This window comes from Streptomyces sp. NPDC014995, from assembly GCF_043080745.1.
Classification (GTDB): Bacteria; Actinomycetota; Actinomycetes; order Streptomycetales; family Streptomycetaceae; genus Streptomyces.
Window position 1 is genome coordinate 70,383 of sequence record NZ_JBIBVX010000008.1, and the last position, 24,119, is coordinate 94,501.

22 protein-coding genes are annotated in these 24,119 nt (G+C 74.5%); 5 read left to right on the top strand and 17 right to left on the bottom strand.

Annotated features, from left to right (window positions below; translation table 11 throughout):
- Nucleotides 1–30: 30 nt before the first annotated feature.
- The 4 genes from ACF1A1_RS17800 to ACF1A1_RS17815 form a co-directional block, all read right to left on the bottom strand.
- On the bottom strand, nt 31–381 hold the full coding sequence (locus ACF1A1_RS17800) for a gas vesicle protein (RefSeq protein WP_392000819.1): 351 nt from the start codon (nt 379–381) through the stop codon (nt 31–33).
- Nucleotides 382–485: 104 nt separating this feature from the next.
- Nucleotides 486–1,427 carry a non-homologous end-joining DNA ligase gene (gene ligD, locus ACF1A1_RS17805; RefSeq protein WP_392000821.1) on the bottom strand — a complete coding sequence of 314 codons (942 nt, stop codon included), beginning with the start codon at nt 1,425–1,427 and terminating at the stop codon, nt 486–488.
- Nucleotides 1,424–3,271, bottom strand: a complete 1,848-nt coding sequence (locus ACF1A1_RS17810) for a transketolase (protein WP_392000822.1) — start codon at nt 3,269–3,271, stop codon at nt 1,424–1,426. Before ACF1A1_RS17810 ends, ligD begins: the two co-directional genes overlap by 4 nt.
- A 4-nt stretch (nt 3,272–3,275) precedes the next feature.
- Nucleotides 3,276–4,973: an FAD-dependent oxidoreductase gene (locus ACF1A1_RS17815; protein WP_392000824.1), complete on the bottom strand. Its 1,698-nt coding sequence runs from the start codon at nt 4,971–4,973 to the stop codon at nt 3,276–3,278.
- Between the two features lie 187 nt (nt 4,974–5,160).
- Here ACF1A1_RS17815 and ACF1A1_RS17820 point away from each other — a divergent pair, with 187 nt between their 5' ends.
- On the top strand, nt 5,161–6,114 hold the full coding sequence (locus ACF1A1_RS17820; RefSeq protein ID WP_392000825.1) for an LLM class F420-dependent oxidoreductase: 954 nt from the start codon (nt 5,161–5,163) through the stop codon (nt 6,112–6,114).
- Nucleotides 6,115–6,340: 226 nt separating this feature from the next.
- Here ACF1A1_RS17820 and ACF1A1_RS17825 read toward each other — a convergent pair whose 3' ends face one another.
- Together ACF1A1_RS17825 and ACF1A1_RS17830 are read right to left on the bottom strand one after the other, a co-directional pair.
- The gene (locus tag ACF1A1_RS17825) at nt 6,341–7,345 is read right to left on the bottom strand and encodes an SDR family oxidoreductase (protein WP_392001126.1); all 1,005 of its coding nucleotides are present in this window, start codon (nt 7,343–7,345) and stop codon (nt 6,341–6,343) included.
- Between the two features lie 54 nt (nt 7,346–7,399).
- A complete protein-coding gene (locus ACF1A1_RS17830) occupies nt 7,400–7,894 on the bottom strand; it encodes a phage holin family protein (RefSeq protein ID WP_392000827.1) in 495 nt (164 codons plus the stop codon).
- A gap of 133 nt (nt 7,895–8,027) precedes the next feature.
- Between ACF1A1_RS17830 and ACF1A1_RS17835 the strand changes: the two genes are divergently transcribed.
- A complete protein-coding gene (locus tag ACF1A1_RS17835) occupies nt 8,028–8,588 on the top strand; it encodes a hemerythrin domain-containing protein (RefSeq protein ID WP_392000828.1) in 561 nt (186 codons plus the stop codon).
- A 177-nt stretch (nt 8,589–8,765) separates the two neighbouring features.
- Entirely contained in the window at nt 8,766–9,116 is a 351-nt protein-coding gene (locus ACF1A1_RS17840; protein WP_392000829.1) for a VOC family protein, read from the top strand.
- A gap of 12 nt (nt 9,117–9,128) precedes the next feature.
- On the opposite strand, the gene ACF1A1_RS17845 is transcribed toward ACF1A1_RS17840, so the two are convergent.
- The 7 genes from ACF1A1_RS17845 to ACF1A1_RS17875 all read right to left on the bottom strand — a co-directional run bounded on the left by ACF1A1_RS17845 (nt 9,129) and on the right by ACF1A1_RS17875 (nt 15,087).
- A complete protein-coding gene (locus ACF1A1_RS17845) occupies nt 9,129–10,028 on the bottom strand; it encodes an arginase family protein (RefSeq protein ID WP_392000830.1) in 900 nt (299 codons plus the stop codon).
- Between the two features lie 114 nt (nt 10,029–10,142).
- Complete coding sequence (locus ACF1A1_RS17850; RefSeq protein ID WP_392000831.1) at nt 10,143–10,703, bottom strand: GNAT family N-acetyltransferase; 561 nt, start codon at nt 10,701–10,703, stop codon at nt 10,143–10,145.
- A gap of 330 nt (nt 10,704–11,033) precedes the next feature.
- A complete protein-coding gene (locus ACF1A1_RS17855; RefSeq protein ID WP_392000833.1) occupies nt 11,034–11,957 on the bottom strand; it encodes an LD-carboxypeptidase in 924 nt (307 codons plus the stop codon).
- Nucleotides 11,954–12,298 carry a hypothetical protein gene (locus ACF1A1_RS17860; protein WP_392001156.1) on the bottom strand — a complete coding sequence of 115 codons (345 nt, stop codon included), beginning with the start codon at nt 12,296–12,298 and terminating at the stop codon, nt 11,954–11,956. The genes ACF1A1_RS17855 and ACF1A1_RS17860 overlap by 4 nt, the downstream gene beginning before the upstream one ends.
- Nucleotides 12,299–12,341: 43 nt before the next feature.
- Nucleotides 12,342–13,646 (bottom strand): M20/M25/M40 family metallo-hydrolase, encoded by a 1,305-nt coding sequence (locus ACF1A1_RS17865; protein ID WP_392000835.1) that lies wholly within the window; start codon nt 13,644–13,646, stop codon nt 12,342–12,344.
- On the bottom strand, nt 13,639–14,472 hold the full coding sequence (locus ACF1A1_RS17870; protein ID WP_392000836.1) for a M55 family metallopeptidase: 834 nt from the start codon (nt 14,470–14,472) through the stop codon (nt 13,639–13,641). Before ACF1A1_RS17870 ends, ACF1A1_RS17865 begins: the two co-directional genes overlap by 8 nt.
- A 441-nt stretch (nt 14,473–14,913) precedes the next feature.
- Entirely contained in the window at nt 14,914–15,087 is a 174-nt protein-coding gene (locus ACF1A1_RS17875; RefSeq protein ID WP_392000838.1) for a hypothetical protein, read from the bottom strand.
- 254 nt (nt 15,088–15,341) lie between these two features.
- Between ACF1A1_RS17875 and ACF1A1_RS17880 the strand changes: the two genes are divergently transcribed.
- Nucleotides 15,342–16,274, top strand: coding sequence for a hypothetical protein (locus tag ACF1A1_RS17880; protein ID WP_392000839.1), 933 nt, complete (start codon nt 15,342–15,344; stop codon nt 16,272–16,274).
- A 3-nt stretch (nt 16,275–16,277) separates the two neighbouring features.
- Nucleotides 16,278–18,638 carry a hypothetical protein gene (locus ACF1A1_RS17885; protein WP_392000840.1) on the top strand — a complete coding sequence of 787 codons (2,361 nt, stop codon included), beginning with the start codon at nt 16,278–16,280 and terminating at the stop codon, nt 18,636–18,638.
- 95 nt (nt 18,639–18,733) lie between these two features.
- Here ACF1A1_RS17885 and ACF1A1_RS17890 read toward each other — a convergent pair whose 3' ends face one another.
- The 4 genes from ACF1A1_RS17890 to ACF1A1_RS17905 all read right to left on the bottom strand — a co-directional run bounded on the left by ACF1A1_RS17890 (nt 18,734) and on the right by ACF1A1_RS17905 (nt 23,948).
- Nucleotides 18,734–19,459 (bottom strand): class I SAM-dependent methyltransferase, encoded by a 726-nt coding sequence (locus ACF1A1_RS17890; protein ID WP_392000841.1) that lies wholly within the window; start codon nt 19,457–19,459, stop codon nt 18,734–18,736.
- Nucleotides 19,460–19,598: 139 nt separating this feature from the next.
- Complete coding sequence (locus tag ACF1A1_RS17895) at nt 19,599–22,076, bottom strand: SpoIIE family protein phosphatase (RefSeq protein ID WP_392000842.1); 2,478 nt, start codon at nt 22,074–22,076, stop codon at nt 19,599–19,601.
- A 607-nt stretch (nt 22,077–22,683) separates the two neighbouring features.
- Nucleotides 22,684–23,217: a hypothetical protein gene (locus tag ACF1A1_RS17900; protein ID WP_392000844.1), complete on the bottom strand. Its 534-nt coding sequence runs from the start codon at nt 23,215–23,217 to the stop codon at nt 22,684–22,686.
- A 287-nt stretch (nt 23,218–23,504) separates the two neighbouring features.
- Nucleotides 23,505–23,948 (bottom strand): SRPBCC family protein, encoded by a 444-nt coding sequence (locus ACF1A1_RS17905; protein WP_392001128.1) that lies wholly within the window; start codon nt 23,946–23,948, stop codon nt 23,505–23,507.
- Between the last annotated feature and the right edge of the window lie 171 nt (nt 23,949–24,119).

Genomic DNA, 24,119 nt, shown 5'->3' on the forward strand with positions numbered 1-24,119 from the left:
TGGGTGTGGGTGAAGGGGAGGGAGCGCGGCCTAACGGCCGCCGGACCGGTGTGCGTCGGCCCTCCCGCGTTCGTAGCGGCGAACGCGCCGGTAGCCGGTGAGCTGGCCCCGCGGGTCGAGTTCGACCTGGTAGCTCGCCATGAGGCTCATGGTGTCGGGCACCCGGGCCAGCTCCATGACCTCGATCTCCAGCGACCAGCCGTCCTCCGTCTGCTCGAAGGACGAGACGCTCTCGGCGGCCATGCCGGTCAGTTCCGCGAGCTGACTGCGCGCCTGGCGCAGCACCTCCATGGGGGTCGGCCGGTCGTCCGCCACGTCCTCGTCCCTGTCGTTCGGGTTCTGTGAAGTCTGCGAATGTGATGTGTCGTTTGTGTTCGCCATGGCCACCTCTCCTTTCGGGTGGCCGGAAGGTCCTTGGCCAAACCTTCACGGGGGCACGGGTCTGCGCCGCCGGGCGGACGGGCTGCGTACCGGCGGTATGTGTATTAGCCACGCAGCCCGTCGAGGCGGCGTCGGGCGGGCCCGAGGGCGCGGCCGCGACCGCTCAGGCCGGACCACGGCCGGGTGCGGGCCTGCTCGGCGGCGTCGGCGATCGTCCAGCGGCGGGGGCCGAGGCCGGGGTCGTCGAGCTGTTCCCAGGTGATGGGCGTCGCGACGGGCGCGCCGGGGCGGGCGCGCACCGTGTAGGGCGCGACGGCGGTCTGGGCGTAGGCGTTGCGCTGCACGTCGAGGTAGAGGCGGTCGCCGCGGTCCTTCTTGCGGGCGGCCGTGGTGAGCCGGTCGGGGTGCTCGGCGGCGAGCAGCTCGGCGGCGTCCCGGGCGAAGGCGCGGACCTCGTCGAAGTCGTGCTGCCCGTTGAGGGGGACGACGACGTGCAGGCCGCGCGAGCCGGTCGTCATCAGCGCCGACGGCAGCCGGACCTCGTCGAGCAGTTCGCCCAGCCACCGGGCGGCCCGGCGGACGGCGCCGAAGTCGTCGCCGGCCGGGTCGAGGTCGAAGATCATCACGTCCGGGCGGTCGATCCGGCCGGCCCGCGACAGCCAGCGGTGCAGGGTGAGGCAGGCCTGGTCGGCGAGGTAGGCGAGGGTGGCGGAGTCCTCGCACACGGTGTGGCGGACGGTGCCGTCCTCCTTCGGCACCTCGACCCGGGTGATCCACTCCGGATAGTGCTCCGGGGTGTTCTTCTGCATGAACCGGGGACCGTCGACGCCGTCGGGGTGCCGCTCCAGCATCAGGGGCCGGCCGCGCAGGTGCGGCAGCATGAACGCGGCCACCGACCGGTAGTACGCGACCAGGTCGCCCTTCGTGTACTCCTTGCCGCCCCCGCCGCCGCCGTCGCCGCCGCCGGGGAAGAGCACCTTGTCCGGCCGGTGGACGGCGACGCTGCGGCGTCCGGCACGCACGGTGCGGACGTCGTCGTCGCTCACGGCACCACCGCCGTCTCCACCAGCAGCCGGGCGGCGGCGGCGATCGACTCGGCGTCGATCCCGGCCGCGTGCAGTTGCTCGGCCGGACTCGCCGAGCCCGGCATCGTCCGTACGGCCAGGCGCGCCAGCCGGGGCACCGGCCGCCCGTCGGCGAAGGCGTCCAGGACGGCGTCGCCGAGGCCGCCCTCCTCGTGGTGGTCCTCCACGGTCACCAGACAGCCGGTCTCCTCGGCGGCCCGCCGCAGGGTGGCCCGGTCGACGGGCTTGACCGAGTACAGGTCGATCACCCGGACCGGGATGCCCTCGCCGGCGAGGGCGTCGGCGGCCTTCAGCGCCTCGTGCACGGTGACGCCGGCCGCGACGAGTGTCAGCCGGTCCCCGTCGGAGGAGCGCAGCACCTTGCTGCCGCCCACCGGGAACTCCTCGTCGGGCCCGTAGATCACCGGGCTGTCGCCGCGCGAGGTGCGCAGATAGCGGACGCCGTCGAGGCCGGCCATGGCGGCGACCAGGCGTGCGGTCTGGTTCGCGTCGCACGGGTACAGCACGGTGGAGCCGTGCACGGCCCGGAACATCGCGAGGTCCTCCAGGCCCATCTGGGAGGGCCCGTCCTGTCCGATGGCCACTCCGGCGTGCGAGCCGACCAGGTTGATCCCGGTCCCGCTGATCGACGCCATCCGCACGAAGTCGTACGCGCGGGTGAAGAACGCGGCGAACGTGGAGGCGTACGGCACCCAGCCGCGCGTCGCGAGGCCCACGGCGGCGGCGACGAGCTGCTGCTCGGCGATGTAGCACTCGAAGAACCGGTCGGGGTGTTCCTTGGCGAAGAACTCGGTGCGGGTGGAGTCGCCGACCTCGCCGTCGAGGGCCACGATGTCGCCGCGGGCCGTGCCGAGGGCGGCGAGCGCCTGGCCGAACGCGTCCCGGGTGGCGATCTCGTCGCCCTCGTCCCAGCGGGGCAGGTCGAGGTGCCCGGTGGGGACGGAGTGCAGCATGCGGGTCGCGGGCGGCTCGTGCACCTCCACGCGCAGGTCGCTGATCCCGCCGAGTTCCTCGATCGCCTCGTCGGCGTCCGGCAGCGGCTTGCCGTGCAGGCCCTCGCGGTCCTGGACGGCTTCGACGCCCTTGCCCTTGAGGGTGCGGGCGAGGATCGCGGTGGGCTGGCCCCTGGTCGACAGGGCCTCCCCGTAGGCACGGTCGACGGCGTCCACGTCGTGGCCGTCGATCTCCACGGTGTGCCAGCCGAAGGCCTGGAAGCGACGGGCGTAGGCGTCGAGGTCGTGGCCGTGCCGGGTCGGGCCGCGCTGCCCGAGCCGGTTGACGTCGACGATCACGACGAGGTTGTCCAGGTGCTCGTGGCCCGCGTGTTCGGCGGCCTCCCACACCGAGCCCTCGGCCAGCTCGCTGTCCCCGCACAGCACCCAGACGCGCGCCGCGGAGCGGTCCAGCCGCTTCCCGGCCAGCGCGATGCCGACACCCACCGGCAGCCCCTGACCGAGCGATCCGGTGGCGGTCTCCACCCAGGGCAGCCGCTGCGGGGTGGGGTGCCCCTCGAGCCGGCTGCCGAGCTTGCGGAAGGTGAGCAGTTCCTCGTCGTCGATGGCGCCGGCCGCCTTGTAGGCCGCGTACAGCAGGGGGGAGGCGTGGCCCTTGGACAGCACGAAGCGGTCGTTGCCCGGGTGGGCGGGGCGGTCGAAGTCGTAGCGGAGGTGGTTCGCCAGCAGCACGGCCATCAGGTCCGCGGCGGACATGGAGGACGTCGGGTGCCCGGAGCCGGCGGCGGCGGAGGCGCGGACGCTGTCGACGCGCAACTGCCTGCCGAGTTCGGTGAGTTCGGCGGTGTCCATCGGGTCAGTGGTCTCCTTCCACGAGGGTGTCGGAACGCTGTACGGGGCCGGGGGCGGGCTCCGCGCCCGGCTGGTTCTTCGCGGGCTCGGGACCCGGCTGGTTCTTCGCAGGCTCGGGACCCGGCTGGTTCTTCGCAGGCTCGGGACCCGGCTGGTTCTTCGCAGGCTCGGGACCCGGCTGGTTCTTCGCGGCTTCCGGACCCCGCTGGTTCTTGGCCGGCTCGGAGCCGGGCTGCTTCTTCGCGGGCTCGGAGCCCGGCGGGTTCTTGGCGACCTCGGGCGTCGGCGCCACGACCGCCGCCGTGTCGTCGTCGTCCCGTTCACCGGCCTCGCCGCCCGGCACGTCCCGCGCGAGGGCGGTCCCGGGCCCGGAACCCGCCGCGGCACCGCGCTCCCGGCCGCCCGGGACCCGCGCCAGTTCCGGCGACGCCGTGTCCAGCGGCACCGACCACGATCGGACGAGGCCCAACTGCACGGCCTGGCGGGGCAGTACGGCGTCCAGCAGCCAGTCGGCGGCGACCCGGACGCGGTTGCCGGGCATGGCGGCGAGGTGGTAGCCGCGGGTGACCACGCCGGCCGGCAGCCCGGAGAGCGGCACGCCGAGCGGGTTGGCGGCCGCCTTCACGCCGCCGAGGTCCACGACGAAACCCAGGTCCGTGTGCCGGTAGGGCCGCGGCGTGCCACCGGTCAGCGAGGCCGCGATGTTGTGCCCGGCGACCTTGCCCTGCCGCCAGGCGTGCTGCGCGGTCATCGGCGTGTACTGCCCGGGCTTGTCCAGGTCGGGCACGGCGGCCGCGTCACCGCAGGCGAACACCTCGGGACGGCCCGGTACGTGGAGCGTGGGCTCGACGACGAGCCGGCCGCGTTCCATGGGCAGTCCGAGGGACTCGGCGAGCGGATCGGGCCGGACGCCCACGCACCACACCAGGGTGCGGGTGTCGACGAACTCGCCGTCGGTCAGCAGGACTCCGTCGCGGGTGGCCTCCTTCACGGAGGTCCCCATGCGGACGTCGACGCCCCGCTCGCGCAGCACCTGGTCGGCGGTGCGCGAAAGCCGCTCGTCGAGTTCGGGCAGGACGCGCTCGGCGACGTCGAGGAGCAGCCAGCGCGGCCGCAGGCCCTCGCGCAGCGGGTGCGAACGCACCAGCGCGTCGGTGAACAGCTGCCCGTGCGCGGCGACTTCGGTGCCGGTGTAGCCGGCGCCGACCACCACGAACGTACAGCGCGCGGCGCACTCCTCGGCGTCGCCGGCGGTGGCGGCGAGCTCCACCTGGCGGGTGACGTGGTCGCGCAGGTAGAGCGCCTCGGGCAGGCCGCGGAAGCCGTGCGCGTGCTCGGCGACGCCGGGGATGGGCAGCAGCTTGTTGACGCTGCCGGCGGCGAGGACCAGCCGGTCGTAGGTCAGGGTGCCCGGTCCGTCCTCCGGGTCGGTGTAGTGCACGGTGCGTGCGTCGAGGTCGATACGGCCGGCCTCGCCGAGCACCAGCCGCACCCCCGGCAGGGTGCCGGAGAGGGACACGGTCACCCGGCGGGGTTCCAGGATCCCGGCGGCCACCTGGGGCAGCAGGGGCAGGTACAGGAAGTAGTCGGTCGGGTTCAGCAGGGTGATGTCGGCCCGGCCCCGGGCCGCCCGCGCCAGGGTGCGGGCCGTCCGGTACCCGGCGAAACCGGCTCCGACGATCACGATGCGGGGTCGACTCACGGTTCGCCTCCGGCGGTATGTGCCGTACGGGGTGTGCCGTACGAGGGTTTCCGCGTCCCCCTGGCCAGGGCCGCCAAACGTCCGCGGGGGCGCGGGCGGGGGCACCCGGCCGCCGGTTTCCCGCCCCGGCCCCGGGTACCCGGACCGCGACCGACCCCCACCCGCGGCACACCAGCGGAGGTACCCCATGGCCGAGTACGGCTACTTCCTGTCCTGCGAGGAGTTCGGCCCCGCGGACCTGATCGAGCAGGCACGGATGGCCGAACAGGCGGGATTCCAGGCGCTGTGGATCTCCGACCACTACCACCCGTGGAACGACGCGCAGGGCCAGAGCCCGTTCGTCTGGTCGGTGATCGGCGCACTGTCCGAGGCGGTGTCCCTGCCCATCGAGACGGCGGTGACCTGCCCGACCGTCCGGATGCACCCGGCGGTGGTGGCACAGGCCGCCGCGACGAGCGCGGTGATGACGAACGGCCGCTTCCGTCTCGGCGTCGGCTCGGGCGAGGCCCTCAACGAGCACATCCTCGGTGACGCCTGGCCGCCCGCGAGCGTACGCCTGGAGATGCTGGAGGAGGCGATCCAGGTCATGCGCCGGCTGTTCACCGGCGAGGAGGTCAGCCACCACGGCACCCACTACACGGTGGAGAACGCCCGCCTCTACACGGTCCCCGACGAGCCGGTGCCGATCGACATCTCCGGCTTCGGCCCCAAGGCGACAGCGCTCGCCTCCCGCGTCGGCGACGGCTACATCACGATGATGCCGGAGGAGCCGATGGTGGAGCAGTTCCGCAAGGGCGGGGGCGGCGCGAAGCTCGTCAGCGGCGGCACGAAGGTCTGTTACGGCCTCGACCGCGACGAGGCGGTGCGTACGGTCCGCCGGCTGTGGTCGAACCAGCTGCTGCCCGGCGAGATGGGCCAGATCCTGCCCACGCCGAGCCACTTCGAGCAGCTTCAGCCGCTGGTCACCGAGGAGATGGTGAGCGAGAACACGGTGTGCGGCGACGACGTCGACCAGCACGTGGCGGCGCTGAAGGCGTTCGCCGACGCGGGCTTCGACCGGGTCTACGTCAACCAGATCGGCCCCGACCAGCGGGGCTTCTTCGACTTCTACCGGACGAAGGTCCTGCCGCAGCTGCCGTGAGACCGGCATGGACACGGCTGCCGTGAGACCGGCATGGACGCGCCGGAACCGCCCCGCCCTGCGCTCGACGACCACGGCGGCGACCACGGCGGGGCGGTCCGGCGGTGCACGCGGGCCGGCCCCGGGCCGTGCCGTGCGCGGCGAGGACGGCGGCAGTGCGGCGGTGCGCGAGGACGGCCGCACGGCCGTCAGGTGATCAGATGACAGATGATCGGGTGACGGTTCCTCAGCCGTGGGTCCGGCGGCGCAGCCCCGCGGTCACCGCCGCGCCGACGCCCGCGGCGAGCAGCCCGGCGCCCACCCGTCCCCGGTTGCGCGAGACCCACTCCTGCGGGTCGTGGGCGAGGGACTCCTCGTCGAACCGCCCGTGCGCCCCGAAGTCGTGCCCGTGGGGGCCGTCGGCGGGGCTCCACAGATTGCCCGGACCACCGTTCCCGGCACCCTCGGGCCCTACTTCCTGCTGCGAGTCGAACGCGGTCCGCGCCAGGTAGCGGTCCAGGAACCCGGGCGCCACGGCGTTGGCGATCAGCGTCGCCGCCGTCGAGGCTCCCACCCAGTACTCCCGCCGTCGCGGGTGCCCGGCGGCGTGCACGATCGCCCGCGCGGCCACTTCCGGCTGGTACACGGGTGCCACCGGCCGGGGCCGCCCCGGCATCCGGTTCAGCACCCAGTCGAACTGAGGGGTGTTGACGGCGGGCAGCTGCACCATCGTCGTGCGCACCCGGCTGCCCGAGTGCAGCAGTTCGCACCGCAGCGACTCGTTGAACCCCTGGATGGCGTGCTTGGCCCCGCAGTACGCCGCCTGCAACGGCACCCCGCGGTAGGCGAGCGCGGATCCGGCCTGCACGATCGTGCCCCGATCGCGCGGCAGCATGTGCCGCAGGGCGGCGCGCGTGCCGAACACGTAGCCCAGGTACGTCACTTCGGTCACCCGGCGGAACTCGTCCGGGGTGATCTCCGTGAAGGGACCGAAGACGCCGGTGAAGGCGTTGTTGACCCACACGTCGATGCGGCCGAAGGCGTCGGCGACCTTCTGCGCCGCGTCCTCGACCGCCTTGGCGTCGGCCATGTCGACGCTCACGACGAGCGCCTCACCGCCGGCGCGCTGCACGTCGTCCGCCGCCGCGGCGAGGCCCTCACGTCCACGGGCCAGCAGGGCGACCCGGTCGCCGCGCGCGGCGAAGGCACGGGCCGTGGCCCGGCCGACGCCACCGCTGGCCCCGGTCACCACCACGGCCCGGCCCCTGCCGGCCGCCGGTCCCCAAGGCGCCCGCACCACCCGGCATCACGCCCGGTGGTGCGGGGACTCGGGGTCGATGTCGCCGGGCCGCGGCGCCTCGCCCGGCCTCGTCATGCCCGCGCCGGGCGCGGTGGACGGCATCGGCGGGTACGGCATGCCGAGGCCGGCGGGCGGCCCGGCGGGCGGCGTTCCGCCGTCGACCCGTCCGTGCCGGGCGGACATGCCGGCCTCGTGGTGGGCCGGATGCCGGTGCGGCCGGGCGGCGCCGCGCAGCACGTACGCCAGCCCGCCGAGGACCGCCGCCATGATCAGCGCGGCGGCCCAGTCCGGCAGCCCGATGCCGAGCGCCAGCCCCGCGGCGAGCGCGACGGCGGCGCCCGCGTAGAGGGCGAGGGCGCCGGACGCGGCGTACAGCATGGCCGTACGGCGCTGCTTGCGGGTCTGCTCGCGCAGTTCCTCACGGATCGTCTCGCGGGCCACCTGCGCCAGCTCGTCGACCAGATGCCTGTCCAGATGCTCCAGGTGATCCATGCGCTCCATGGCGCCCGGGTACCCGGCGTGACGGGCGCGTAACGCGGGTGGGCCGGTGGCCCGGGGGTACCCGTCGAGCCCGTTCACCGGCGCGCGGGCGCACCGGCACTCGAGCGCACCGACCCACGAGGAAGAGAAGTCAATGGACCGGCGAACCGACGTGGTGGAGCTGCTCACGGCGCAGCACACGCGGATCCGGGAACTGTTCGACGAGGTGGCGCGGACCGGCGGCGAGGAGCGCAGGCGCGCCTTCCACGACCTGGTCCGTCTTCTCGCGGTGCACGAGACCGCCGAGGAGGAGGTCGTCCACCCCTTCGCGCGCGGCGCCGTCGAGGACGGCGAGCGCGTCGTCGAGGACCGGATCCTGGAGGAGCGGCGGGCCAGGCGGGCGCTGGACCGCCTCGACGGCATGGATCCGGACGCGCCCGAGTTCCTCGACCTGGTCGCGGCGCTGCGCCAGGACGTGCTGGCGCACGCCGACAGCGAGGAGCGGTACGAGTTCGCGCACTTCGACCGGGTCGCGGACCGGGGCAGGCTGGAGACGCTGGCCCGGGCCGTGCGGGCGGCCGAGGCCCTCGCGCCCACCGGGCCGCACCCCGGCGCGGACACCGCCGCCAAGGAGGTGGCGGCGGCTCCCGTCGCGGCCGTGATCGACCGCACGCGCGACGCCGTCCGCAAGGCCATGGGCTGGACCGTGGGCTAGACCGTCACGCGTGAGCCCACGCGCCGCCGTGCGCGGGTGGGTGACGGGCCGCCGTGCGCGGGTGGGCGTGCCGCCACGCCCGGGTGGGCGACGGGCCGCCGTGCGCGGGGCGGCCGGGCGGCGGGGGGATCGGGTGAAGGATCTTCCCTCTCCGGCCGCCCCAACTAGGCTCCTCCCATGGACATTCTGGGAGCCACGCTGCGTGTCTGTGTCGACGATCTCGAGGCCGCCGTCCCCTTCTACGAGCGGCTCGCCGGCGCCCCGGCGCTGCGGTTCGGCCGCGGTGGTGTGCAGGTGGCGGCGGTCGGCTGCTTCCTGCTGATGAGCGGGCCGCAGAGCGAGCTGGAGGTGCTGCGCAAGGTCGCGGCGACGATCGCCGTCACGGACGTCGACGAAGCGCACAGGACGCTCACCGAAATGGGCGCGGACGTGATCGCGGGCCCGGTGCCGACGCCGGTGGGCCGCAACCTGATCGCCCGCCATCCGGACGGTTCGGTGTACGAGTACGCCGACCGCCGTCAGGAGTGACGCGGGCGCCGGTCAGGGGCGGCCGAGGGCGGCGACGACGACGTCGGCGAGGAGGGCGCCCGCCGTGCCGTCCGGGTCCAGATCGGGGTCGTAGATGGTGACGTTGAGGCCGGCGCAGCGCGGGGAGGAGAGCAACGGCCCCAGCAGCGCGACGAGTTCGTCGGGGAACAGGCCGTCGGGGTCGGGGCTGTCGACGGCGGGCATGACGGTGGGGTCGAGCACGTCGGCGTCCAAGTGCACCCAGAAGCCGTCGAGTCCGGGGGTGTCGAAGGCCTGGGCGGCGGCGTGGCCGAGCGCCCGCGGTCCCCGTTCGCGCAGCTCGCCGACGGTGACGACGGGCATCTTCAGGGCGACGAGTTCCGCGCGGTCGTCCGCGAAGCAGTCGCGGATGCCGAAGAACCGCACGTCCTCGTCGCGCAGGTAGGGCCGCAGCCCCTCCAGGTCGGTGAGGTCCTCCTGTCCGCGCCCGGTGGCGAGCGCGACCTCCTCGCCGCCCGCCGCGCCGATCCGGTCGGAGTTGCCCGGGTGCCGGAAGTCGGGCGAGGCGTCGACGGCGGCCAGCCCGTACCGGCCGATGCGGCGCAGGGCGAGCGAGGCGCCGAGCCCGATCGAGCAGTCCCCGCCGAGGACGACGGGGAAGTCGCCGGCGCGGACGTGCCGCTCGATCCGGTCGGCCAGCTTGCGGGTGTAGGAGGCGAGGGCGGCCGCGTTGAAGACGCCGTCGCCCTCCTGCCAGTCCCCCCGGTCGTAACGCGGCGGTACGACGACCCCGCCCTCGGCCGCGCCCAGCCGCTGCACGATCCGCTGCTCGCGCAGGGCGCCGGCGAGCTTGTGGCAGCCGGGCACGGTGCCCGGGGCGGGCGGGCGCAGGCCCAGGTTGGAGGGGGCGTCGAGCACGACGGGACTCCGCATGCGTCGCATCCTCGCCGACGTACGGCCGGCCGTCCAACGAGTTGCGCCGAGGAGCGACGCGCGGGCGGGCGCCTGCGGCGCACCACGGCGTCGCGGACCTCGGCACGACGGTGATCAGCCGGACGGGCGGGGTGTCCGCATCTCCACGGTGAGCGCCCAGCGCTCGTGGTCCCGCCAGTCCCCGTCGATGTGGATCATCTTCGGGGAGAAGCCCTCCAGGCGGAACCCGCAGGCGCGGGCCAGGGCGATGGAGGCGGCGTTGCCGGGCTGCACGTTGATCTCCAGCCGGTGCAGCCGCATCGGCCCGAACGCGTGCCCCACCACCAGGTCGAGCCCCTCCCGCATCAGCCCGCGCCCGGCCGCGTGCGCGAAGGCGCCGTAGCCCAGCGCACCGCACTGGAAGCCGCCCTCGACGATGTTGTTGATGTTGATGAACCCGGCGATGGCCCCGTCGTCGAGGGTGCACACGAGGAACCCGGCCTTCGTGGGGTCCTCGATGAGCCGGCCCGCGTACGCGGTGTACGCCTGGGCGGTGGCCGGCGGGAACAGCCACGGGTGGTGCAGGTCCTTGCTCTCGCGGACCCGCGCGGTGAACTCGGCGCCGTCCGCGTAGGTGAAGTGGCGTATGCCCACGCGGGGGCCCTCGGCGAGGTAGCGGGATGCGGTGTGCGGCACCAGTTCAGCGTACGACCCGGCCGGCGGCGCCGTGTCCTGGAGCACCCGACGTGGGCGCCGTACGGTGCGCCGACGACGGCCGTGGCGTGCTGGACGACGAGGGACCGGGACGAGGACGGCGGACGCCGGCACGGTGATCGGGACGGACGCCGGCCCGGTGATCCGGGTGGGCGCCGGCACGGCCATCCGAACGGACGCCGGCTCCCGGCCGCGGGCCGTCCCGGCGCTCCCGGACGTCTTCGGGCCCGTGCGGCCCGTGCGGCCGGGGCGGCCCGGGAGCCGTCCGGCCGTACGGCGGGGCCTGCTCCCCCGGCGGAGCGGTCCTCGCGGTCACCTGAGGGCGGGCGCGTCGAGGGTGAGGGTGCCCGCGTCGGCGTCGAGTTCCGCGCTCACCCCGAAGGGCACGGTCAGCGCACCGTCGCAGTGCCCGAAGCCGAGCTCCTCGACGACGGGCACACCGAGCCCGCCGAGCCGGTCGGCGAGGACCGGGCGCAGCTCCTCGTAGGGTCCGCACCGGTCCCAGGAGCCGAGCGCGACACCCGCGACGCCGTCGAGCCGGCCGGCGCGCAGCAGCTGGGTGAGCGCACGGTCGACGCGGTACGGCTGCTCCCCCACGTCCTCCAGCAGGAGCGGTCCGCCGCGGGCGTCGGTGCGGGTGTGCGGGGTGCCCTGGCCGGTGGCGAGCAGGGTGAGGCAGCCGCCGAGGGTGACGCCCCGCGCCCGGCCCGGGGCGAGGGCGGCGCCGGAGGAGGTGAGGGTGCGGACGGTCTCCGGGGCGAACAGGGTGGCCCTCAAGTGGTCCTGGGCGCGGGCGTTCTTGCTGAGGTCGACGCCGGCGGCGACCGGCCCGTACAGCGTGACCAGGCCCAGGCGGACGGCGAACGCCTCGTGGAGCGTGGTGCTGTCGCTGAAGCCGACGAACACCTTCGGGCCGGCCGCCCGCATCTCCTCCCAGTCGAGCAGGTCGACCATGCGCTGGGCACCGTAGCCGCCCCGCGCGCACAGCACCGCGTCGACGGCCGGGTCGCACCAGGCCCGCTGGAGGTCGGCGGCCCGGTCCGCGTCGGTGCCCGCGAGATGACCCAACTCGCCGTGGCGGTCCAGCACATGGGGCGCGACCACCGGGTCGAGGTCCCAGCCGCGCAGGACGTCGAGGCCGGCTTGCAGCCGTTCCTCCACGACGGGTCCGCTGGGCGCGACGACCGCGACGCGGGCTCCGGGGGCGAGCCGGGCGGGGCGCCTGAGGTCCTTCACTTCACGAGCTCCAGGGTCGGGATGCCGGACGGGCGCAGCCCGAACGCCTGAGCGTACAGGGAGAGCCGGGCCTCCAGACAGGCACCGGGCCCCCGCCCGCCGGAAGCCGTGCCCCTCCCCTTCGCAGGCCAGGCGGACGGGCGGCACCCGGCGCCGCGCGAGGCGGACCGGCCGTCCTCGCGCCGCCGTACGGGGGTGCGCCGGCCGCCCCCGATGGGCCGGGGCGCGATCCACCCGACCCCGGCGCCGACGCAGCCGACGTACCCGGGCCGCCCGTCACGCGCGGCGGCGAGGCACGCGTCGAGGGCCGAGCGCCGGAAACCGTAACGCAGGACTCGCACGTTCTCCCCCGTCCGCTGGGCCGTCCGTCCGCCGGGCCGCCCGCTAGGCCGTCCGCAGGAAGCGGTCGAGGACGTGGACACCGAAGTGGAGGGCGTCGACGGGGACCCGTTCGTCCACGCCGTGGAAGAGGGCCTGGTAGTCGAAGCCCTCGGGCAGCCGCAGCGGAGCGAAGCCGTAGCCGGTGATGCCGAGCCGCGAGAACTGCTTGGCGTCCGTGCCGCCGGACATGCAGTACGGCACCACGTGCCCCTCGGGCGCGAACTCCTCGACGGCGGCCCGCATCCGGGCGAACGTGGGCGAGTCCACCGGTGCCTGGAGGGCGACTTCGCGGTGCTGGTACTCCCAGTCCACGTCGGGTCCGGTGAGTTCGTCGAGGGTGGCGCGGAACTCGTCCTCGCAGCCCGGCAGATACCGCCCGTCGACGTACGCGACGGCCTCCCCCGGAATCACGTTGATCTTGTAACCGGCGTCCAGCATGGTCGGGTTGGCGCTGTTGCGGACGGTCGCCTCGACCAGCTTCGCCGCCGGACCGAGCTTCTCCAGCAGGGCGTCGACGTCGTCGAGGCCGCTGTCGATGCCGTGGAGCGCGGCGAGTTCGGTGAGCGCGGCCCGCACGGTCGGCGTCAGCCGCAGCGGCCACGCGTGCTCGCCGATCCGCGCGATCGCGGCGGCGAGACGGGTCACCGCGTTCTCCCGGTTGACCTTGGAGCCGTGCCCGGCCCGCCCCCGCGCGGTGAGCCTGATCCAGGCGGTGCCGCGCTCCCCCGCCGCGATGGGATAGATCCGGCGTCCGCCGCCGTCGTGGAAGGTGTACGCACCGGACTCGCCGACGGCTTCGGTGCACCCCTCGAACAGCGCGGCGTGCCGGTCGGCGAGGAAACCGGAGCCGTCCTCGGCGCTGGCCTCCTCGTCGGCGGTGAAGGCGAGGACGAGGTCGCGCCGGGGCCGGATGCCGTGGCGGGCCCAGGCCCGGACGACGGCGAGGATCATCGCGTCCATGTTCTTCATGTCGACCGCGCCGCGCCCCCACACGACGCCGTCGCGCACCTCCCCGGAGAAGGGGTGCACGCTCCAGTCGGCGGCCTCGGCGGGCACGACGTCGAGATGGCCGTGGACGAGCAGCGCGTCCGCGGCCGGGTCGGTGCCCTCGACGCGGGCGACGACGTTGGTACGGCCCGGGGTGCGCTCGAGGAGCGTCGGCTCGACACCCGCCTCCGCGAGCAGTTCGGCCGCGTACTCGGCGGCGGGCCGCTCCCGGCAGTCCCCGCCGCCCCGGTTGGTGGTGTCGATCCGGATGAGGTCGGAGGTGAACCGCACGACCTCGTCCCTCGCCTGCGCGTCAGCCATACTGCTCCTCCACCGCGGCCGACACGATCGTCGTGACCGCCTTGAACGTGCGGATGCCCTCGTACATGGTGCCGCTGGTGTAGGCGACCCTGCGCTCCCCGGTCCGCGCCACGCCGGGGACGACGGTCGCGGCCATGGCCAGGTGCTCGGCGTCGAACTCCACGACGACGGTGAACGGCCCGGCGGCCACCGGTTCCCGACGGACCGCCAGCGGCACGGCCTTCGTCGCCGCGGCCCGGATGTCGGCGGCGGTCCGGGCCGGCGTCCGGCAGACCGCCGCGTACCGCGACACATGGTCCTTGACCGCCACCCTCCGCGCCTGCGGCGCGTACCCGAGCGCGTCCTCGCAGGCCACGTCGTCCCCGGTGACCAGCACCACCGGCACCCCGTACTCGGCGACGACCCGCGCGTTGAGCAGCCCCTCGCTCGCCCGTACGTCGTTCAGCCAGACCCCGGTGACGGAGTTGGCGAGGTAGGTGTGGGCGAGGACGCCCTCCATGCCCGCGCCGGCGTGGTAGCCGACGAACGCGACGCCGTCGACGTCGCCGTGCTGGACGCCCTCCACCATGGACAGCGCCTTGTGCCGCCCGGTGAGCATCTGCGCCCGCTCGTCGAGCCGTTCGAGGAGCAGGTTGCGCATGGTCCAGTGGGCCTCGTTGACGAGGACCTCGTCGGCGCCGCCGTCGAAGAAGCCGAGGACGGCCGCGTTGACGTCGGAGGTGAACAGGGTGCGGCACCGCTCCCACTCGGGTGTCCCCGGCAGTACGTCGGCCGGCCAGGTGACGCCGGTGGCACCCTCCATGTCGGCGCTGATGAGGATCTTCATGGGCCGTCACGTTACGCCCCGTCGACGCGCCCGGCCACGAACCCGAGGGGCCGGCGCCTCGCCGGTCACGGGCCGCCCGTTGCACGGCGGGAGTGACGCACGATGCCGGCGCACACCAGGGGGACGAAGTCTCCCTTTTCGGCATATGCCATCGGAAGCGAGGAGGGGAGCGGTGCCCGCCGTCGGCGCTACTCTCGCCACTCCGCAGCCGTGATCGGCCCGGAGTGGGGGCACATGGGGGACACCGGTGGCTCAGGCAGTCGAACGCGCCGTGACGGCGCCGCGCAAGACAGAGAAAGCCTCATCGCCCTGTTCACCGCGGCCGACGGCCGGCGCCCGGTGGGCGGCCGGCAGGGGTTGGCGTGGGGCGACCGTGGGGGCCGAGGGCCCGTGGGTCCGGGTGCCTCCGCTCGGCGGAGGCACCCGGAAACCTCGGGGCGCTCACTTTCCGCCGTCGCGGTCGGTGGGCCACAGCGTCAGGGCGGTGGCGAGCGCCTCGAACACCGCGCAGATCTCCTCCCAGGTCCAGCCCTGCCGGTGCAGGACGGCAGCCATCAGCGTCATCAGGAACAGCGAGACCACGGCCGGCTCGCCGTCGGGGCGGTGGGCGTCCATGGGGGTCCTTCCCTCCACTGGGGCCGGCCTCGTGGCCGGCGGGAAGGAGACCGTCCCGCGCGCGGCGGCGCCTTTCACGCCGTCCGAGATCATCCGTCGTGTTCTGCGGACCAGGGGGCCGTTACTCCGAAAAACAGCCCCCTGTTCGGGAGTTGGTCCCACCGGCACCGGCCACGCGCCCACACTGTGCGTCGGCGGCCGGTCCGGCCGCGGCGACGCGTGGACGGCACACGCGCACAGCGAGAGGGAGAGACGTGACGACGACCGCACTGGTGCACCGCACCGACCGGGATCCGCTCACCTGGGTACGCGACTGGGCGGCCGCGCCGGCCCTGCGTGAGCTGGTCGAGATGTTCGACGGCGAGTGGCCGGCCCGGGGCAGCCTGCGCGAGCGGCTGGCGAGCCTGGAGGCGTTCTCGGACGTCTGGGACCGCCGCAGGGGAGGCAGCCGGCTGGCGATCGCCGAGGACGACGGGACGCTGCCCGGGGACCGGATCCTGGCGCTCGCCGAGGAGTTGGGGATGGTGGAGCCGGCCCCGGTCACCGGCGGCCACTTCGACCGGGTCCTGATCCTGGGCGGGCTGTCCACCGGCTGCCGCAGCCGGGCCGAGTACGCGGCGGGTCTGCTGGGCCGGGGGGCCTTCTCGGCCGACGAGGTGTGCTTCATGGGCTCCTTCCGGACCCTGCTGGAGGGCGAGCACGCCGACGCCCGGGAGTTCGCCCCGGACGCCACCACCGAGGTGGGCATGCTGCGGGCCCTCGCCGACGTGGAGTTCCCCTCGGCGGACCCGTGGAGCATCACGGTGGACGGCGATCCCGGGACGGCCCCGCGCCTGGCCGAGCTGCGCGGCGAGCGACCGGGCAAGCCGGGGGTCCGCCTGTACGCGGCACGCAGCAGCGACCCGGCCCGCAACGCGAACACGGCGGACACCTACCGCCAGTTCGCCCGGGACGTCCGCCTGGACGCCGCGCGGGTGCTGCTGGTCACCACCCACATCTACGCGCCGTACCAGCACATGGACGCCGTCCGGGTCCTGGGCCTGCCGTTCCACAGCGAGGTCGAGACCATCGGCACGCCGCCGCAGCTGTCGCGCCGCGTCTTCGACGCCCCCTGGTACCTGCAGGAACTGCGTTCCACGATCCGCGCCGCCCACGCCCTGGTCGTCGCGTGCGAGGCGGAGGAGTAGCACATGGCGGGGGAACACCGGGACCTCTTACCGGCCGCGGGGCGGGTGACGCCCGATCACACGGTGCGGCTGATGCGGGTCTTCGAGGACCTGATGGCGGGCAAGGGGCTCGCGGCGGCGGATCTGGCCGGGCTGGGGCCGTGCGCGATCGGGCTGCTCGACCGGCGCGGCTGGCGCGCGGACGGCCTCCACCGGGTGCGGCAGTGCCTGGACCACGCGGTGAGCGACTTCGTGCGCCGGGGTGACACGGCGGGCCTGCGCAAGGGGCACACGGCGCAGGCCGTCGCCGCGTCGGTGCGGGCGGCCGCCGGCCTCGCCCACTATCCCGTGCCGGACCGTCTGGCGGAGGGCGGCGAGCGGCGTACGGACAGCGGCAACGTCGCCGCCTGGCGCGGCAAGATCGCGTCCGTCGCCCTGGCGGCCGTACAGCACTGGTGCGACCGGGAGTGGGCCGGGGCGGGCCGCGACCGTCTGGCCCTGCCCGCGGAGGACTACCCGTACTGGTCGGACGAGCCGGCCGGCTGGCCGCCGCCGTGGGATCTGCGCGTCCTGGCGGACGCGGCGGAACGCGTCATGGACCGGCTGTCCGCGCAGGGCCGCGCGGCCGTCACCCCCGAAACGCTGACGCTGATCGGCCGCGCGTGGGCGCTGCGGGAGGCGGACCGGTACCTGGATCTGACCCGGTTCGTACGGCAGGCGGGCGGGACGGTCGTCGTGCCGGGGCTGAAGAACGGGGTCCGGGCGCGCAGCTTCCTCCAGCACGACGTCGTCGCCGCGTGGCGGCCGTCCACCCTGTTCCTGGGAGCCACCGGCTCGCCCGCCCTCCTGGCCCGTCCGTCCGCCTTCAAGGGCGCCGACCTGTTCCGGGAGGCGGCGGCCGCCGCGCTCGCGCTGGCCTTCCACCGGCTCACCGCCTCCCCCGGCCTGCTGGTGGGCGAGGTCGCCTCGCACGTCGCCACGACGATCCTCGGCCGCACCGCCCGCACAGGTACCGGGCACGGTCTGCGAACGGCGCTCTCGCCGGCCGAGATGAAGGCCCTGCACGCCATGGTCGCCCCGCCCCGGACGACCCCCGACCGGGCCGGCGACCTCTCCGCCGACTGGGACGAGCTGGACGGCCCGGTCACCGTCCGCACCCTGTGCGAGGACGCCACGCTCTCCCGCGACCAGCCCGGCATCCGGTCCGTGGCCATCAAGCAGTACATCGCCCACCGCCGTGTGCTGGGCCCGGTCGACGGGGTGCTCTCCGAGCACGAACGGCGGGCGCTGGCGCGCGCCGACCAGAGCGTCGAGTGGGACGCCGTCCACTACTCCGGCAGGGCCACCGGACAGGCGGGCCTGCTCGACCGGCTCCAGCAGGTGGTCGCCCGCTTCCCCACCGGTTCCCACCCGGGCTACGCCACCCACCGCCACCGGGGGAAAGCCGTCGCGGCCAACAAGAACGGGCAGCGGCACACGGCCCTGCACTGGGCCATGCTCGGCCACTTCGACCTCCAGAACGTGCGTCGGGCCGCCCTCGTCGGCGACGAGCTGGAACTGCTGGAGGCGGGACACCAGCACTCGCTCTGCATCACCGGCATCTGGGTGAAATGGCTGGAGGACGCGCTCACCCACGGCGACCGGTTCGCCACGCCCGCCTGGGTCCACGCCCGCCACGCCCACCACTGGGCCGCGAAGACCCGGCACCAGTTGGAGAGGCTCGCCGCGGCCCGCCCCCTGCCCCGGACGAAGACCTGGTGGACGGAGGACGAGGCCGACCGGCCGGGCATCAGCACGCGCCGCTGGCTGGTGCAGACGACCCGCCTGTACCTGCGCGTCCAACTGGGCGCGTACACCGCCCTCCTGGCCCGGCTCGCCACCGTCGACGACCTCACCGGGAGCCGTGCGGACCGGGCGGGCCCGCCCATCCCCGAGGAGCGGTTGAGCCTGGGGGCCGTGCTCGGCAGCTACCACGAGTTGCTGCGGCTGACGGAGGTCACCGCGCAGGCCGACGGTCCGGAGACCACCCAGCTGGCCCTGTGGATCGCCTTCCTCGGCGGCGGGGGCATTCCGGCCGTCGAGGTGAGCGACGACAACGCGGCGGCGGCGCTGTCCGGTCTCGGCCATCTCGTGCCCAGCCCCGACGTCTACGCGACGCTCCCGGTCCTGGACGGCTTCCGCCGGATGGAACTCGACACCTTCGCGGCCACCCGGTACCTGCGCTCGCGGAAGTGGGACGCCGGCCTGCTCGGCAGGATCCCCGTCCCGCCGCCGCGCGGCGGCACCCGCGGCCAGGGCCGGGTCTTCAACGCCCTCGACAGGACGGGCGCGTTCCGGGAGTGGCGTGCCGTGTGGGGGTGCCTGGAAGCCGAGGGAGCCGATTGATCGGGCGCGACCCGAACGGGGACCGGTTCACCCCCTGACCCGGCGGGCCGCCCCGCGTGTGGCGGTGAAGGAGCCGCTTCGCGACGTGACCGTGCTCATACCTCCCGGCCGGCCAGGAACCACTTCGACGGCAGCTCGATCCGGGTGCCGCCGGGCAGGAACTCGGTGGTGGTGAGCGGGAGGTCACCGGAGGCGAGGACGGTGAGTCCGGCGGCGCCCAGGTACACGGGCACCGCGTCGTCGGCGACCTCGCCGGGGGCGATGCCGTGCCGGAAGACCGGCGCGAGCTTCGGGGGCGGCCCGTCGGGGTTGCGGACGAGACCGCTCAGGACGGGGCGGGCGGCCTCCGACAGTTCGACGAGGAAGGCCCGGCCCCGGTCGCCGAGGAGCGCGGCGATCCCGTCCACCAGCGGCTGCCGGTCGTGGGGCTCGCACTGGTGCAGGACGCCCCTCATGTAGACGTTGGTGTCGCCGAGTTCGGCGTGCAGCGCCTCGGTCTCGCCCTTCCCGGCCGCGTCCAGCTGCCGGTACGTCGCCTGCCCGGCGGGGTCGGCGCGACGGGCGCGGTCGAGGGCGGCGGCGGCCAGGTCGGTGCCGAGGACGTGCGGGAAGCGGTCGGCGAGGAAGCGGGTCTGGGTGCCGTTGCCGCAGCCGAGGTCGATCAGCGGCAGCCCGGGGTCGACGAGGCGGGGCTCGAAGAAGGCGAGGTGGCGGGCGGCGGTCACCGCGGGGTCCGCGTCCCAGAACACCGCGCCGGCCTCCTCGGGGGCCTCCCGCCAGAAACCCTCCCAGGCCTCCCGGTACCGACTCGTCACGCTCATGCCCAACTCCCCAGGGTGCGACGCCGATCCGTCGTGAGTGACGGGCCAGTACGGTGTATCGCTCCCCGATGGTACGGACAAGCGCGGCGCGCGTTCCTTCACGCCCCGTTCGAGAGGCGTACGCCGTGGCGGGCCCTGCTCAGCGCCTCGGCAGCGTCAGTTCGAACCAGACGGACTTGCCGTCGCCGGTTCGGCTGGTGCCCCACGCGCGGGCCAGCGTGCTCACCACGCGCAGCCCGCGTCCGAACTCGTCGCCGGGACCGGCGTTCAGCAGGGTCGGCAGTTCGTGGTCGTCGTCGTCCACCTCGCACAGCAGGGTCTCCCCGCGGACGAGCCGCAGGGTGACGGGCCGGCTGTGGGAGTGCCGTACGGCGTTGGTGACCAGTTCGCCGGCCATCAGCTCGGCGGAGTACGCGAGCCGGGGCAGCCCCCAGTGGTGGAGCTGTTCGCGGACCACCGCGCGGGCCCGGCCGGCCTGGAGCGGGTCGAGGGGGAAGGTCCACTCGGCGACGTCGTCGGGTGCGATGCCGTTGAGGCGGGCCATGAGCAGGGCCACGTCGTCCTTGCGGCCCCCGCGGCCGGCTTCCGAGAAGGTCGCGGCGAGGGCGCGGATGATGGTGTCGCAGGCGTCGTCCATGGAGGCGGCCGGGTGGGCGGCGGACTCGCACAGTGTGGCGAGGCCCGCGCCGATGTCCTCGCCGCGCACCTCGACGAGACCGTCGGTGCACATCACGAGCCGGTCGCCGGGCTCCACGCGCACGCGTACCGCCTCGAAGGGCACCCCGCCGACGCCGATCGGCGCGCCCGTGGGCAGGTCGAGCAGTTCGCTGCGGCCGTCGTCGGCGCGGACCAGCACCGGTGGGATGTGCCCCGCGTTGGCGAGGAGGAGTTCGCTCGCGATGGGGTCGTAGACGGCGTACAGGCAGGTCGCGAGGTAGGTGTCGCCGAGGCGCTGGGCGAGGTCGTCGAGGTTGCGCAGGAGCTGCGCGGGCGGCAGGTCGAGGGCGGCCATGGTCTGTACGGCGGTGCGCAACTGCCCCATCATCGCCGCCGAGTTGAGGCCGTGGCCCATGACGTCGCCGACGACGAGGGCGGTGCGGGCGCCGGGCAGTTTGACGGAGTCGAACCAGTCGCCGCCGACGCGTCCGAGCAGGGTGCCCGGCAGATAGCGGGTGGCGATGTCGCAGCCCGCCATGCGCGGCGGGATGTGCGGCAGCATGCTGTCCTGGAGGGTTTCGGCGACGCTCTCCTGGTAGGTGTACATGCGCGCGTTGTCGAGCACGAGGCCCGCGCGGGCGGCGAGTTCGGCGCCGGTGACCCGGTCCATGTCGTTGAACTCGGCGCGCTCGGGGTGGCGCAGCAGGATCATGAAGCCGAGGACGACGTTGCGGGCCTTGAGCGGGACGACGAGCATGGAGCGGCCCGTGATCAGGGGCCGGATGTCGCGCTTCTCGAACTGCGAGGCGATGGCGTGGCCCAGCTGGTCGCTGATGCGCGGCACGAGGACGGGTTCGCCCGTGGTCATGCACTGGAAGAACGGGGTGTGCGCCGGGAAGGGCATGGCCTCGCCGACGGGGACGACGTCGTCCCAGCGGCCGGGTTCGTCGGTGTGCTCGACGGCGACCCGGTGCCACATGGTCGTCGTGTCGGGCACGCCCTCGGGGAAGCCCTCGCCGGCGACGACCTGTTCGCGCAGGTAGGTGCCGGCGACGTCGGTGAAGCGGGGGACGACGGCCTTGCTGACCTCGACGATGGTGCGGGAGAGGTCGAGGGAGGTGCCGATCTTCCCGCTGACCTCGTTGAGGAACTCGAGGCGCTCGCGGACGGCCACGTGTTCGAGGTCCTCGCCCTCGTCGTCGGGGTCCTCGGCGGGCGCCCGGCCCTCGGCGGCGGCGCGGGCGGCCCGTTCACGGCGGGCCCTGCGCTCGGCGCGCCGGGCCACGCCCCAGTCGGGGGTGACGGGCATCCGGTCGTTCTGGCTGAACTCCAGGACGGGGTAGCCGAGTTCGAGGACCTGGGAGACGATGCGGGTGCTCTCGCCGACGCTCATGCTGGGCAGGATCTCGGGCAGCCTGCGGGCGAGTTCCTCGGCGCCGGGGAAGTCGGTGTGCAGCGCGAAGCCGGGCGCGATGCGCTCGATCGGCAGACCGTCACCCTCCTCCGGCCGGTGCAGGGCCTCCGCGTCGGCGGCCAGCACGAGCAGCCGCTCACGGCCGGGCCCGACGAGCGGGTACGCCCACCACAGCACGTCGACCCGGTTCCGCTCCGGGACGGTCAGCCGGGCCCGCCCGGCGGCCGGGTAGCCGAGTCCGCGGTCGAGGGAGTTGCCCAGGCCGGGCCCGAGGCCGTCGTAGCCGTAGTCGTCGTACGGGAGGTCCTCGTCCACCTCGGGGAGGGCACCGGAGACGGGGAGGAGGTCGATCGCGGCCTGGCCGATCGCCGCGTCCTTGGGGACGCCGAAGAGCCGGCGGGCGCCGGTGCTCCAGTGCGAGACGAGGCCTTCGCGGTCCACCACGACCACCGCGAGCGGTATGCGCCCGGCGTCGGCGGGCCCGGCCGCCGTGTCGTCGCCGGCTCCGCGGGCGGGGAGTGCGTCCCTCTCGGTGCCACGGTCCATGGCCCAGGCCCTCTCTCCCCAGAGCTCAGCAAGATCTGTCCCGCAGCCACCACCGTACGGCGCACGTCGCTCGTGATGTGCGGCAATTCCGGAATTGGTTTCACCGGGGCGATGCCGGGTGGCGCCCGCCCCGGTGTCCGGTCGGACCTGATGACGGAGTCGCAGGTCAGGCCCGGTGCGGCCGTCCCCGCGACGTGCGGCACGGTGGCGGCCGACGGGTGGCCGCCGGCGGCGACGGCGACCGCCCAGCACCTCGGGCAGCCGCTCGTAGGGCTGGAAGGGCAGCAGCGTCAGCTCGACGCCCCGGGCGGCCGCGGCGTCCCTGAGGACGGGCACGGCCGGGCCGTTTCCCCGGAAGCCGGGCCGCCGAAACCGAACGTCCCGCCGGGGCCCGTGGTGGGGGTGTCGACGACGCGGCCCGCGGCTCCGAGGAGCCTCACGCGCGTCCCCGACGAGCCGCCCGCCCGGGGACGCGGACCGTGCCACGCGGCATCGCGGCGGCCTCACTCGCCGGCGAGCCCGACGTCCTGTCGGGTCCTCCGGGAGGCCCGGCACGGTGACGGGGGGGACAGCACCGGGCAGAAGCCGGTCGCACTGGCGGCGCGGTCTACCCGTCGAGCATCGGCACGGTGATGGCGTAACCGCCCTCGCGTCCGCTGCGGATGCCGGTGACGGCCTCACCGTGGACGTCGATGAGGGTGACGGTGGCGCCCGCACCGGGGTGCTGACGTCCCGCACCGGGTGCCTCCCGCAACCGGGTGCCGTCCGCGGTGAGCTGCCGCCCCCGACGTGTCCGGCCCACCGAGGACGCAGCCGGCCGCATGCCGGGCACGGCAAGGGCGCGCCCGGCCACATGCCGGGCACCGCAAAGGGCGCGGCCGGGGACGGGGTGGGTCCGGTAGCGACCGGTGTGGGTGATGAGCCGTCCCGAGCGCTTCGGCAGGGCGGTGGCGTCGGTCATCCCCTCCAGCGCCGCCGGCGGCAGCGCGAGCAGGAGGCCCCGGAAGAAGCCAACCGCGTCCGGCGCCGGCAGAGTTCGGCAGCCGGGACGACTCCGGCGCCGGCAGAGTTCGGCGGCCGGGACGACTCCGGGGCGGGCCGAGTTCGACGGCGGGACGACTCCGGCGCGGCGCTTCGCCAAGTCGGGGCTTCGCCGACGCAGGGCAACTCCGGGGCGGGGCTTCGCCGGGGCGGGGCCGCCGGGGTGCTCCGCGGTTCGCCGTGCGGTGCGCGGTGCACCGGAGTGGTCCCGGCCACCTGCCGCTTCCCTCGTCGCACCTGCCGCACCCGCCGCACTTCGGCCGCGTGAAGCGGCGGTTCCGCGCAGGCGCGACGCGTCACGGTGCCGCCCCGGCCCGGAGTGACAACCCCTCGGACCGGTGCGGCGCGGCAACGGCCGGGGCACGCCGGCCCGTTGACCCGGGTGGGTTACTTCTCGACCTCGGTGGCGAGGTTGGCGAGGATCGCGTCGTAGATACGGCCGAGGCCCTTGGGGGCGAAGGTCTTCTCGAAGAAGCCGCCGATGCCGCCGGCGCCGGTCCAGGTGGTGGTCACGACGACCCGGGACCTGCCCTCGCCGGCCGGGGTGACGCGCCAGACGGTGACCATGGAGGAGTTGCGGTCCTTCTCGACGAGCTCGCCGTCGGTGGGCTCGGTGACTTCCAGGAGGCAGTCGCGGACGCGCTTGCTGGTGGCCTGGAGCTTCCAGTGGACGAGGGTGCCCTCGCCGTCGCCGCCCTCGCGCACCTCGTACTCGCTGAAGTGCTCGGGCAGCAGCCTCGCGCGCGTGCCGCTGTAGTCGGCGAGCGTGTCGAACACCTCTTCCGGGTCCGCCGCGACGACCCGCTCGGTGGTGGCTTCGACCTGCGCCATGGGTTCCTCCAGGTCCGTGTTGCTCAAGGGTTCCTCGGGTTGGGGGGCAAGCCAACCACCCCGGTCCCCGGCCGCCCAAATCGGGGTTGCGCAAGCGGTCGCCGCCCGATCGAAAAGAACCCTCGCACGACCCTCGCACGATCATGGGAACAGATGTTCTATTGTGGGCCC